This window comes from Mesorhizobium sp. M0296 (assembly GCF_040321675.1).
Lineage (GTDB): Bacteria > Pseudomonadota > Alphaproteobacteria > Rhizobiales > Rhizobiaceae > Mesorhizobium.
The window spans coordinates 147,891-160,295 of record NZ_JAMYRZ010000005.1 but is presented as its reverse complement, the minus strand read 5'-3'; the positions used below and the strand labels follow the sequence as shown (position 1 = coordinate 160,295).

Sequence of the window (12,405 nt, the reverse complement as noted above, 5' to 3'; positions counted from 1 at the left end):
CTGAGGTGCGACCAGTCTCATGATTCAGAGAGCCAACCTTCGCTACGGCGCATCCGCCGGTTTCACTCGAGGAGGCATTGGTCATCGACTTGCGCACTTGAGGGGTTACGTTGACCGGCGAATTTTGTTTTCTCCAGCAGCAGCCTTCGCGCTCGCGATCGGCGGCGTGTATGCTTTCGCTGGTTTGGTAAACAAGTTTGATCCAGAAGGCAGTACTGGGTCGATCCTGGTAAGGTTGGCCATTGCTCTGATAACTATCGGCTCCTATGTACTTCTTCCAGCAAAGTTGAAGTCGTCAACGGCCGCGCTTATTCCAATGAAGTTATTTTTCGTACTGTATCTGTGTAGACTTGTGGAGAATGTTTATTTATCTTCGATAAACATTTCGCCGGGCCCTATGATGGTGTTTGGCATCTTCCTGGTAACCGGTGTCGGCTCTACACTTCTTATCGCGTCGATGGACAGGGCGATAAGAAATTCAGATCTGATTTTCGTTATGAATATTCTTTGCGTCATTTTTCTCGTTGGACTGTACCTAAACAGGGATATGCTGTTCATGAGTCAGGATGAAAGGATGTCCCTCGACAAAATCAACCCGATTGCAATGGGGCATACGGGTTTCGCATTTTTGATATACTTTTTCCTTGTGTTGGGAAAGACAAAGAAATTAACTATCCAGTCTGTTATACTTGGTCCGATGCTATTGTTGGCGGTCGTATTTTCCAAGTCTCGCGGTGCATACATTGCTGGCGCGGGGGCTCTATTAGTCTACATACTGTTGCTTAAAGGCTCAAAAAGAGTGTTCGCCGTGTTGGGAGCATTGGTTGTCGCCATGGCAATTTTGGCGACCAGCGGCGTGGAGCTCATCGACGTTGTCATAGCGAGACTTCAAACGATCAACGTGGATGCCGATCAATCGACAATGATACGCAGCCAACTGTACGCTGGGGCCTGGCGGCAGTTCCAAGAAGACCCTTTGTTCGGGCGTTATGCTGTCGAGATGCAGTTCAATTTCTATCCCCACAACATTTATCTTGAATCCCTGATGGCGATGGGGGCGCTGGGATCATTGCCGTTTGCGGCTCACATAGTTTTGGCGCTCAGATCGACGGTTGGTATCATTCGATCCGGCAAATTCCCGCTCGCTGCCGTGCTGGCTGCGGTGCTATTTATCAGGGAAGCGATCGCCGGCATGGCAAGCGGCAGCCTATGGGGAAATTCGCTTTTCTGGGTTACCTCCGCTCTGACGATATCGTTCTGGTATGGATATCAGGGATTTCTTGCCAAAACGGGCAATGCGGAGATTAGGGTTTATTAGGATTCGAGCGTCGCTGTTTCGATGGGCTGGGATTTTTTTGCAGCCAAGTGATGGAGTGGATGCCCCCACCCGACGGCATCGCAATGTGCCAAATTGGTGATGTCGGAATCATCCAACACGGAGAGGGCATCCATGAAGGAAGTTAACATTATCGCCGTTGACCTGGCAAAGCAGGCTTTTCAGGTTCATGGCGCCGCGGCTGAGGGGTCGGTTGTCTTTCGCAAGAAGCTGTCGCGTTCGCAGTTTCTGGCGTTCCTGAGCCGGCAGCCGGCCTGCCTCGTGGCTATGGAAGCTTGCGCGACGTCGCACTACTGGGGACGCGAGATCATGAAGCTGGGGCACACCGTCCGGTTGATCCCGCCAATTTACGTGAAGCCCTTCGTGAAGCGGCACAAGAATGACGCGGCGGATGCCGAACCCATCGCGGAAGCCGCATCGCGCCCGACCATGCGCTTTGTTGCCGTGAAGAGTGAGGAGCAGCAGGCCCGGGCGATGATCTTCCGCGCACGCGACCTGCTGGTGCGCCAACGCACGCAGTTGATCAATGCGCTACGCGGTCATCTGGCCGAGGAGGTCGCGAACGGTAAGGGCAAATGTCGATCAGATCGGGATCAGGAAAGCCAGTGTGATTCACGGAGCCACGAGCTCGCCCACAGTGATTTGGAACCTGATCCGCGCATCTCCATATCGGCCCGCGGCCATGTCAACGAGCCGCAATTGTGAGGCCTGAAACATGACCGCACTCGATCGCATGCTCTGCGCTGTTCAAAACCACTTGCAAAACCGGGGGCATCCACACATGGAATCACTTTGCGTCGCAGAAATGCTGCTAAAACAAAATGATAGACCGGATCGTCCGACCATCCGCCTTCGAATTTCGAAAGGGCGTGAGCGCCACGCGCAAAAGTTGCGGCCTATTGATAAAGCTCTGATTTGCAGGGATTGACTATTTTGCCATGCGGGCGTTTTTGTCGCGCTTGCGCAGACGGCGGGTTGCGTTGGTTAAGAGGCGCGCAATGATCGTTTCTCTACAATATGGCCGGGCTCTCGCGGCGTTCATGGTCCTCGTCTATCACGTCGACCTGATCGTTAGGTCGCCGAAATATTGGGGCGAAACCCCTTTCGGGGAGTGGCTGACCCAAGGGAAAAGCGGCGTCTTTTTCTTTTTTGCGCTTAGCGGATTTATCATTGCATACACCCATCGCAACGATATCGGCGATCCAAGCAGGGCGTGGAAATACATCAAGAAGCGGACAGCCCGTATTTATCCCATGTATTGGGTCGTGGCAGGTGCTACCGCGTTCGGGCATCTTTTCATGGGCGGCGGCACCGGATCAGATCATTACGGCTCAACGGCCGCTGTGGGGGGAATTTTCACTCTGATCCCGTTTGTCGGAGCCCAAGGCAACTTGGCCGTGGCATGGACCCTCTTTTACGAAGTGGCCTTTTACGCGTTCTTCCTCACGACAATCGTTTCGAGAAAGTTCGGCATGGGCATTCTGGCCGCATGGTTGGGAATTAGCGCGTTCGGAGCTTTCACGACGAGCAACACGTCTTTTATCGCTACGGTTTTTAATCCTATCAATTTGATATTTCTCTTCGGCATGGCCGCAGCTCTTTTGTTGTCCACGGCAGAGAAGAAAAATTGGGGCTTGCCCGTGGCCATTAAAAATTGGGGCTTGCCCGTGGCCATTGTGGCGACGTGTTTGTATTTCGCCACTTGGGTTGCGGCCGTTAACGGAATGACACAAGGAACTTTCTTGGCCTACGGCTTAAGCGCCGCTGTCGCGATATGGGGCTTCGCGACGCATGAAAGGAACTTCCCATTCAGGCCGAACAGGCTGCTTTGCCTTTTGGGCGACGCCACGTTTTCGATATACCTCGTCCACTATCTGGTAATCTCTGCGATCACCCGCGTTCTGATCCTAATGTCGGTTCCGGCCCTCGCCGCCGCTCCCTTCTTGGTCTGCGCCGGCATGCTCGCCGGGGTCTTTGCCCACCTTTATGTCGAGAAGCCTCTGGCGAGGCTTTCCCGGCCAAGGCCGCCCAAGAAAGTGGCCGTGGCTTGAACACCGTCGTTCCGCGTAGCTTCTCCGCGTGGAGCTCTTGAATTGGTATAGTGATGGACGATTCGACGTTGGGATATGGCTCCAAACCGGTCACTCAGCCTGCCCCACGTGACACATAATTCAGCCTACAGAGTCTTGCCCTGCTCCCGAAGGAATCTCAGCGTAGCTTGCCACCACTCCGCTTTTTCATCCCATTTCGCTGGCCGATAGGGCGAATTGCTGCCGATGGTCCCCCATACAACGATTCCGTCGGCTAGCCTCCTGCATGTATCCAGCTGGGAATACCAAAGGTCGCCCGGCAGAAAAGCAAGAGTCTTGTGAAACTGCGGCCATAGAAAACAATAGACTGGCTTCCCCCGGGCGATTCTTCGTGCTTCCCCAATGTTGGCTTGCGCATAGGCCACCCAAGCGTCCTTATCGCCGTAAAATGTGTAGAGGGAGGGGAATAGCGCGTCGACATAGGGGACGAGAGACGACGCGATCGTGGTGTTTTGCTGTTTCCAGTCATCCAGCGCCGCGGCCCCATCGTGGCCGATGGCTCTCCAATGATCCCTGATCGGCAAAACACTATAGAGCCCAATCTTGACGCTCGGGTCTGCCTTTCTGAAGTTTCTGAGCGTCTCTTGGTATTTCGCGAGGGACGATGCCTGATCCGGACCCTCCAAGGGCCAGCTTTCAATGTCTATATTGAGATATTCGTTGCTCCTCGGCCGTGCCAAGGCTTGCTGCACTTGGCCGGCGTCGGGAATATCCGGTCCTAGAACATGAGGGTCCACAATCGTAAGATGCTCGAAGCCGAACAAGCGGAAATCGGGGCCGCCAGCGAAGTTGATAGTCTCGAATAGCCTGAACGGAGCGTTCGTTTCCGCCGTCACCGGCCATGAGCTCGTTAGAAGGCATACCATCCAGAATGCTGCCTTGAAGAACACGATATTTGGTATCCGGCTTCGCCAACTGACAAATGTTTGCGCGGCGGAAATTTGCATGGTTTGAATTCCTCGTAACCTGAACTTGACGACTCGAGAAACGGTAGCGTAGCTGGAGGCTTCGAACAACGTCCTCACGGGACGTGATCGAGGTAGGCTACCCTCAGGTAAAGGCGCAGACGCTGGAGATCAATCTGTGCAGATAGCGGGAAGCTCATTCGAGAGTATAGCGACTCCAGAGGCGCTGGATGCGGAGCGTGACCAAGGTTTTTGACGCGTATTGCGCCGGTCCGAACGATAGGCCTCGGTGATGTTACATTCGGGGACGATCGACATGAAACGGCGCATCACCATCGTCCAACCTGCTATACCGAATTACCGGCGCGCTCTATTCGAGCGTATGGCGAACAAACTCGGGACAAACTTCGTTGTCTATGCGTCAAATCAGCGGGAGCTAGGCGTTCTATCTGACGTTCTATCTGAAGAAGATAGGCCAAGTTGGCAGCGCAACTTGGGCCCCATGCGGCCGCTCCTGCTCGGACTGGATTGGCAAGAAGGTGCAAGCTCAGTAGCGGTCAGGCGTGGCGATGTACTGGTTATATGCGGTGCGCCTCGCAACCTCTCGACCATTGTCCTGCTCTTCAAGGGTCTGTTGTTGGGCGCGCACACAATCTGGTGGGGGCACTATTGGAGTTCCACAAGCCGGTCGTGGGGCGCCGCAATCCGTTACGCCCTGATGCGTGTGCCAGATGCCATCGTCTTTTATACAGAACAAGAAGTTGATGAATTTTATGCTGGCGGTGGCAATCGGAGGAAAAAGCCGGTATTTGGACTAAACAACGGTATTGAAACTGGCGAAATTGTCCGCCTTCGGACGGTTTATTCGATAGCACATCGCCCGCGCGATCTTTTATTCATTGGTCGAATCACGCCAAAGGCGGAGCTCGACATTATACTAGATGCGCTCTCTCTCCCCAGTTGTCAGGGTGTCACGTTGGATGTGATTGGGAGCGGACATGACGAGGCGCGCTTGCGCAACCGATGTGCTGATCTCGGTATGACCGATCGTGTTGCATGGCACGGTGGCACTGTGGATGAGAAGCAAATCGCGGCTGTTGCCAATCAGTGCAAGGTATTCGTCTATCCAGGCAGCGTGGGACTTAGCTTGTTACACGGCCTGAGTTATGGTCTGCCGGCCATAGTGCATGACAACCGCTGGGCGCATATGCCCGAAATTGGGGCCTTAAAGCCTGGCAGGAACGGTGTGACGTTCCAGCGAGGCGAGGCTGGTTCTCTGGCAATCACCATTGCCGCCCTACTAGCGAATCAAACTCTACTGACTGAAATGTCGCGTTCAGCGGCCGATACAACCGCCCTGACATTCAATGCCGCCGACATGGCGGAGCGCTTTTGCTCGGCAATTGAGCAGGTTGTTGCTGGAAGTAAGACGGAGTCACCGTTGTGAGAGTGGCGTTTGCGACAAGTTGGCTGTCGAAAGCCGGCGGTGGTGTTTCTGTTGTGGTGGAGGCGTTATCGCGCAACCTGGCCGATGCTGGACTCGAAGTGTCGGTATTTGGGCTTGAAGATCGGCTGTGGCTTGATGGCGACCGCGAAGCCTGGTCAGGCGCCCCAGCCGTCGCACTACCGGTACTCGGACCCGCCGCCCTCGGTTATGCACCGGAGATGGCTCGCCGTGTCATCGAGTGGGCACCCGATGTCGTTCACGTCCACGGACTGTGGATGCACCCGTCGCGCTCTGTCCTGCAGTGGTCCCGCTCAACGAGCCGTCCCTACATGATCTCGCCGCATGGAATGCTAGGAGCTGCGGCATTGCGTTATTCGCGCTCGAAAAAGCGGCTCACAAGCGCACTTTACCAAAATGCGGTTTTTGCTTCCGCCAAGTCCATCCATGTTACGAGCGAACAGGAACACGCGGAAGTTCGAGATTATGGGCTCTCTCATCCAGTTGCAATTATTCCGAACGGGATTGTGCTGCCAAGCGCGGCAAAGCGTGCACACACGGATAAAGCCGTGTGCCCCTATGTTCTTTCGCTGGGCCGCGTGCATCCCAAGAAAGGGCTCGACCGCCTCGTAATTGCCTGGAAGGATATCGAACTCAGCTTTCCCAATTGGCATCTAAGAATTGTTGGACCCGACGAGGTCGGGCACATGAAAGCACTGCGGGAACTAGCTCACAGTGCCGGCCTAAAGAATGTCCAATTTGAAGCCCCCGTTTATGGTGACGCGAAGTACGCGCTGATGCGCGAGGCAGAGATTTTCGTGTTGCCGACACTCAATGACAATTTTGCACTGACGGTTGCCGAGAGCCTGGCGTGCGGAACTCCTGTTATCTCTACGAAGGGAGCACCTTGGAATGGGCTGGAGGATAACCGTTGCGGCTGGTGGATCGACCACGGCATCGACCCGCTATCTGCAACACTGCGCCAGGCTATGTCACTGACCTCGGAGCAACGGCACACCATGGGTGTCCGTGGAGCGGAATGGGTTGCCCGAGACTTTTGCTGGCCGGCAATTGCTCAGTCCTTAGTGGGTGTGTACCGCTGGCTGAACGATCGCACGGCCGAGCCGCCTTGCGTTTGCATCGATTGATCGCGTGGCTGACAGCACGTCGCCCATTCGTAAGGATAGAGTTTTTCATGATCAGCAGGATTGTTACAAAATTACGACAAGAGGGTGTTGGCCCACTGGCGAATGCTGCGCGCAGAAAGCTTCAGATTTGGTGGTATTCGCCAAAGATTGAGATTAGTCCGACAACACTAACTTTGAAGCGGTTCGGTACTCGTTACGGAGGCTGGACGGTGTTCGAAACCCCTTCATTGCGGGGCAGCAAAATCGTCAGCTGCGGGGCTGGTGAGGATATTTCCTTTGACGTCAGCATGGCCAGCGAACTTGGTTGTTCGGTCGTAGTCGTTGATCCGACGCCGCGCGCAGTCGAACACGTTACATCGGTGATACAGCGTGTTAGCCAAGATCGCCCGGGCGACGAACCGTCCGGGCACCGCGGGACCCAATCGGACGGAAACTACGATCTAAGTAACGTCTTTCCAGGCCAAATCGTGTTGGTCGAGAAGGCGATTTGGAGCAAGCGCGAGGTGGTTAGATTCTTTGCGCCTCAAGACGTTCGCCATGTTTCTCACTCGATAGTCAATATACAACATGGCCAGCGACTGGATCAGCCGGACCGCTATATTGACGTTCCTGCTGTCACCCTTCGAGATATACTTGAAGATAATGATATTGGGCAACTTGAAATGCTGAAACTTGACATCGAAGGAGCGGAGATTTCCGTTCTTCGGGACGTCATCGAAAAGGGGATTCGCCCGAAGCAATTGCTGGTTGAGTTCGACGGCCTGCTTTTTCCCTCAAGAAAAACACGGACTGATATCAAGTTCAGTGACGGTATTCTGCGGGAGGCGGGCTATGACTGTTACCACCGAGACGGACAAGCTAACTTTCTCTACGCTCTTCGTGCGGAGATCGCCAAATGGGAACGTGCGGTCGACGGGTTGTTTTGATCTTGATTGCGGCAGCGACAACAATGGGGCGAATTGTCGCATCTTATTGATGGATGATGTAGGAAGCATCAAGTGAAAAAAGGCATGGCTTCTTTCATAGATGATGAGGCTCGAACTTCTCAGCGCGTGGCGGTCCGCCTGCGGGATTTTCGTAATGCAGAATTTGAGCGTGGACGTAGCCTACCGATCGAAGTGCTATGGACGCTTCTGTCTGCCCTGTTCGTAAGTTCTTGGGTGCCGGGGAGCGCGCACCGGCGGTTTCTGTTGCGGTTGTTCGGTGCAACTATCGGGCATCGTGTTGTTATTAAACCGGGTGTGCGGGTGAAATTTCCTTGGCGACTCACCGTCGGCGCGGACACCTGGATTGGTGAGGAGGTTTGGATCGACAATCTCGCTACAGTCTTCATAGGCGACAACTGTTGCCTGTCACAGGGTGCCTATCTGTGTACCGGGAGCCACGATTGGAATTCTCCGACATTCGATCTGAAGACTCGCAAAATACAAGTCGACAACGGAGCTTGGATAGCGGCGAAAGCTGTCGTGGGGCCGGGGGTGACAGTCGGCGAGGGTTCGGTTCTGACAATTTGTAGTATTGCGACCAGCAATTTGGCAGCTTGGACCGTTTATAGGGGAAACCCTGCAGTGGTCGCCGCCAGCCGCGAGCTTCGACAAATTCCTTGATCGAGTCATGTCCTCCGAACTACGGGATCGAAGTCGCGATGCGGGGACCGAGGCTTTCCCGTGCGGCGACAGGTCGAACTGACCATACGCGGACGACATCCAACATTGTAGGAGCCACTACGGCATCACGTCACATTTCGAAGTCGCGGCTAAACCCTTCCCACTTCGAGGGGGCTTCGAGGGGTGGTCAACGACGGTCGAGGAGAGGCGAAGTCGGTTGGCACGCCGATGTTGCTGTCCGATATTCCACTGCATCGCGAGCAGGCATCGGAATCGCTCTTCTTCGCACCCGATCGTGCGTAAGCACTGACGGAGCGGCTCTTTGAAGCCGGGCAGCGCCAACGCTTCGTCCGCGACAGTGTCGCCGTGCTGGGGCCACAGACCCGCCGACGGGACTATGCGGCGGCACTCGCAGCCTTGTTCGAGAAGACCAAAACTGCCGCGCATTGATCATTGAAAGGGGAGTAGGGCCTTTGTCGATCGGGAAGGTAGCAGCACTTGGGTTCATAGCGTTGCTGTTTGCGGGCGGCTTTCTGTTCATCGTCATCAACAAGGGAACGAATATTCGCGCGCAGGCGCCGAAGCCGGCGGCAGCTCTCACATCGTTCGATGGCAAGCTTGACGTCCAATCAATCGACGATCTGCGGGTCGCCAGCCGCAAGATCGTGCTGTGCGGCGTCGCATTTGCCAAGCCCCCGTCAATGCGGGTCATGGTCACCGAGTCCATGCGCCGGGACTATCAAGGACTCGCATTGACATGCAAACCCGTAGGCTTGGGGACACCGTGCGACGGCAATGTCGCGCCGAAATTCCGTGACGCCGTCGTCGTGCAGTGCCTCACCTCCGACGGCACGGATCTGGCTGCAAAGCTCGTCGAGGCAGGCATTCTGTGCGGGCAGCCCGCGCAGGCGGGCTCGACCTACAAGTCTTGCGCGCCAGGCTCGTAGTTCTTGCCTCGAATGGAAGAAGGCCGGCTGGATAGCAAATCTCCACTTTGCAACGAAGTGGTCTGGCTGTTCTTTCAGCTCCACAGGCGGCGACAGTATCCTACTGCTGGCGGAAACAGTACGGCCCTGGAAAACTGCTATGCCTACAACTGCGGCGAAGGTGAAGTCGGCTTCAGTATCGGCGGTCACGCCACGGTCATTGAGTGTCTTGCCTGTGATAAAATTACAGGTAAAAATTATATTTTTCGCTTGGTGGCGATCCTTTTTACCGGCACAACTGCCTGGCTATGGTCGCCCGCGCTACTGGAACCTTTGTCACAGCAATCGAGATCTTGAGCGGAACCGGGTGCAACGTCTGGATACGTGGCAACACCCGTTTTACAACCAAGGGGGCGACCCGAAGCGGCAATTCTTATATTCAACGTACCGGCGGTTCGTTCCTCGTTGAGAACAACTCCAATACGACGACAGGGGCGTTCCCGGACTTCTATAATACATCTTCGCTGCTTACCGACATCGATATCGAGTAAGCGCTGTTGTGGGACCACTCCCGAAAGGTGGTCCCACAACAGCGCTTACGCAAGTATAACGAACGCTTGAAGTCGTTCCACTCAAACGGCTTCATCAACGAAAACAGCTTCTACGGCGGCGACTACGGAGAAACGTCCGTTTCTAATGCGCTTGGCGTGGCTTACGGCACCCATATTACAGTAGCGCCAAACGCCTATGACGGCCACAACAACAACCGTTGGATTTCGCCGAACTACGAGATGGGCGGATCGGTAGGCGTCAACCGCGTTCCAATCTTCTTCGACGGAGCAGGCGGGCTCAATACATGGCATGATGCTCGGGCAGAAGCCTGCTTCGGTCCACTGGTGATATGCAAGGGCTCAAGTGTCCTGTTCAATGAAATCGGCTTCTCCTTCGCATCGACGGCCGTCGCCGGGCAATTGAACACCATTCAGGAGACCAACGGCGCCAACAGCAACCGTTTGACAGGCCGTTACGGTGTCGAGGTGCGAGCGTCATTGAACAATCTGCATCGGTTGCTGTCTTCGAATGGCGGGGCCAATTCCCCTTATTTGCGCGGGGATTTGTTCCTCATGGCGCAAGCCGGCGGAACGGCGCTGCGCACGACTACGCTTTCGAACGTTCTCCGCTCCAATGCGCTTGCCTTGGACCTCAACGCCGCCTCCGTCATGGTCGCTGTGGACACGACCAAAATCAAGCAGTGGCGGGTCAATATCGGTTATGTCGGCGCTCTTACCGGAAGTCTTCTGGCAATTGCCTTCGATTCATCAGGAACCTTGCTGACCGGCAATTCCCTCGATATCGACGGGACAGCGTGGGCGATCAGTACGGCGTATTCAACGCTGAACCAGGTGGTGACGAACGATACTGGCAAGCTCTATCAGCTGGTCACGGCAGGCACGTCAGCCGGGGCTGGCGGCCCGACAGGAAGGGGCTCTGCCATCGCTGACGGAACGTGCGTGTGGAACTACGCCGGGACCGAAAAATACATCAAGAATTCCAGTGCCGCATGGGTCGCTACTACGACTTATGGCGGGGGCTATTTAGGGTCAGCGTTTGTTGGCGGGATGGTCAGTGTTCGCCCCGATGTGGCGACGATGTGGATTGGAATAGCCTCCGGCGCTCCCCGATCGATAGAGATCATCGGCTATTCGACGCAGGAAACCATCGGCAACATCAACGGCCTCACGAGCATTATCCCTTCGTTCCGCTGGACGATGATGGTTCGGTCAGGCTGGCGACTGCAAAGCCTGACACCGCCGGCACTCACGGCCAATATTCAGTCGGCCATGTCGTTTATAATTCCGGGGCTGCAAGTGGACAGCCGATGGGCTGGCAATGCACCACAGCAGGCTGGTTGGCGGCGGCATGGGCAATCAGCACCGCATATTCAGTTCCCGGCCGCATCGTGACAAACGATACAGGAAAGATGTATCAGTTGGTCACGGCAGGCACGTCAGCCGGGGCGACCGGGCCAACGGGAACGGGATCTGCGATCACCGATGGAACCTGTGTTTGGAACTATGTCGGCGTCAAAGCGGTGTTTGCTGCTCTGGCAAATCTTGCTTGAGCGGCACGATCCGGATGGCTCGTGCAATAGCCGCCTTGATGAAGGTGCGCACCGGCTGCGTGTCTAGAAATGCCCCTATGGCGAGGGCTGCAATCGTTATGACCACCATGCTCGAAAGCAGGGCGACGTAGCGTCCAGCCCATGCCATGAGCGTCATGATCCATGCGCCGGCGATGTCGTGAAGGAGGTAGAGCGGGTAGGTTGCCACGCCCATCCTGGCGATGTTCCGTTTCGCTCTGTCGCTTAGAAATTCGGAGATCCTCGCATCGAATGTCACCGCCAGCATCATCAGAAGAACACTCGCCACCCAGACCGTCTGCGGCACCAACGAGGGGATGCCGATTGTTTCCCGCGCCTGGAACGCTATCGGCAGGACACCGCCGGCAAGGAAGACGGCACAGAATGCAGCCCGCCATTTTGTCAGTCCATTGGTGTAGGACGCGCACAAGACGACGCCGAGCGCGAAATGCATGCCGTGGTGCAGGAGCAGAAGCTGCATGTAGCGGGTTGGCAAAAGGGCAGGCGCCGCAGCGCCGCTGCCGATCCATAGCGCCATACTCACCAGACCTATGCCGATCATGACAGGTTCGATGAGGTTCTTGCGTCGCAGGCACAGCAGCAGAAACACCAGCGAGTAGAAGGAAACCTCTATCCCGAGCGTCCAGTACACGCCGTCGATCCACGGCCCAAGCGGATAGAACAGGATCGACTTCGCATATTGCTTGGCGATCTGGAACAGAGGCAGCGGCGTTGCGACCAGACAGATTGCAGCCGTGATCGTTGCGCAGATGACGGCGGATGGCAGAAGCCGAAACACGCGCCCGGAA

At 55.6% G+C, this 12,405-nt stretch carries 11 protein-coding genes and 2 pseudogenes; 11 read left to right on the top strand and 2 right to left on the bottom strand.

Features of this window, described 5'->3' with window-relative positions; all coding sequences use genetic code 11:
- The first annotated feature begins 19 nt into the window (after nucleotides 1-19).
- The 4 genes and pseudogenes from NKI97_RS07700 (at nucleotide 20) to NKI97_RS07685 (ending at nucleotide 3,387) form a co-directional block, all read left to right on the top strand.
- A complete protein-coding gene (locus NKI97_RS07700) occupies nucleotides 20-1,318 on the top strand; it encodes an O-antigen ligase family protein (RefSeq protein ID WP_352745434.1) in 1,299 nt (432 codons plus the stop codon).
- A gap of 132 nt (nucleotides 1,319-1,450) precedes the next feature.
- Nucleotides 1,451-1,888 (top strand): annotated as a pseudogene (locus NKI97_RS07695) (IS110 family RNA-guided transposase); the annotation flags it as partial.
- A gap of 163 nt (nucleotides 1,889-2,051) precedes the next feature.
- Entirely contained in the window at nucleotides 2,052-2,264 is a 213-nt protein-coding gene (locus NKI97_RS07690) for a hypothetical protein (RefSeq protein ID WP_352833364.1), read from the top strand.
- Nucleotides 2,265-2,334: 70 nt separating this feature from the next.
- Nucleotides 2,335-3,387, top strand: coding sequence for an acyltransferase family protein (locus NKI97_RS07685; protein WP_352833361.1), 1,053 nt, complete (start codon nucleotides 2,335-2,337; stop codon nucleotides 3,385-3,387).
- A gap of 125 nt (nucleotides 3,388-3,512) precedes the next feature.
- Here NKI97_RS07685 and NKI97_RS07680 read toward each other — a convergent pair whose 3' ends face one another.
- Nucleotides 3,513-4,373 carry a hypothetical protein gene (locus NKI97_RS07680; RefSeq protein ID WP_352745439.1) on the bottom strand — a complete coding sequence of 287 codons (861 nt, stop codon included), beginning with the start codon at nucleotides 4,371-4,373 and terminating at the stop codon, nucleotides 3,513-3,515.
- Nucleotides 4,374-4,647: 274 nt separating this feature from the next.
- Between NKI97_RS07680 and NKI97_RS07675 the strand changes: the two genes are divergently transcribed.
- From NKI97_RS07675 to NKI97_RS07645, 7 genes are all read left to right on the top strand, one after another.
- On the top strand, nucleotides 4,648-5,778 hold the full coding sequence (locus tag NKI97_RS07675; RefSeq protein ID WP_352833358.1) for a glycosyltransferase family 4 protein: 1,131 nt from the start codon (nucleotides 4,648-4,650) through the stop codon (nucleotides 5,776-5,778).
- The gene (locus NKI97_RS07670) at nucleotides 5,775-6,923 is read left to right on the top strand and encodes a glycosyltransferase (protein WP_352745444.1); all 1,149 of its coding nucleotides are present in this window, start codon (nucleotides 5,775-5,777) and stop codon (nucleotides 6,921-6,923) included. Before NKI97_RS07675 ends, NKI97_RS07670 begins: the two co-directional genes overlap by 4 nt.
- Nucleotides 6,924-6,970: 47 nt before the next feature.
- Nucleotides 6,971-7,849: an FkbM family methyltransferase gene (locus tag NKI97_RS07665; RefSeq protein ID WP_352833355.1), complete on the top strand. Its 879-nt coding sequence runs from the start codon at nucleotides 6,971-6,973 to the stop codon at nucleotides 7,847-7,849.
- Between the two features lie 72 nt (nucleotides 7,850-7,921).
- Complete coding sequence (locus NKI97_RS07660; protein ID WP_352745447.1) at nucleotides 7,922-8,530, top strand: WcaF family extracellular polysaccharide biosynthesis acetyltransferase; 609 nt, start codon at nucleotides 7,922-7,924, stop codon at nucleotides 8,528-8,530.
- Between the two features lie 512 nt (nucleotides 8,531-9,042).
- Complete coding sequence (locus tag NKI97_RS07655; protein ID WP_352745450.1) at nucleotides 9,043-9,477, top strand: hypothetical protein; 435 nt, start codon at nucleotides 9,043-9,045, stop codon at nucleotides 9,475-9,477.
- A 12-nt stretch (nucleotides 9,478-9,489) separates the two neighbouring features.
- Nucleotides 9,490-9,813 (top strand): calponin homology domain-containing protein, encoded by a 324-nt coding sequence (locus NKI97_RS07650; protein ID WP_352745453.1) that lies wholly within the window; start codon nucleotides 9,490-9,492, stop codon nucleotides 9,811-9,813.
- 260 nt (nucleotides 9,814-10,073) lie between these two features.
- On the top strand, nucleotides 10,074-11,420 hold the full coding sequence (locus NKI97_RS07645; RefSeq protein ID WP_352833353.1) for a hypothetical protein: 1,347 nt from the start codon (nucleotides 10,074-10,076) through the stop codon (nucleotides 11,418-11,420).
- A 120-nt stretch (nucleotides 11,421-11,540) separates the two neighbouring features.
- On the opposite strand, the pseudogene NKI97_RS07640 reads toward NKI97_RS07645, so the two are convergent.
- Nucleotides 11,541-12,398 (bottom strand): annotated as a pseudogene (locus tag NKI97_RS07640) (acyltransferase family protein); the annotation flags it as partial.
- Nucleotides 12,399-12,405 lie beyond the last annotated feature (7 nt).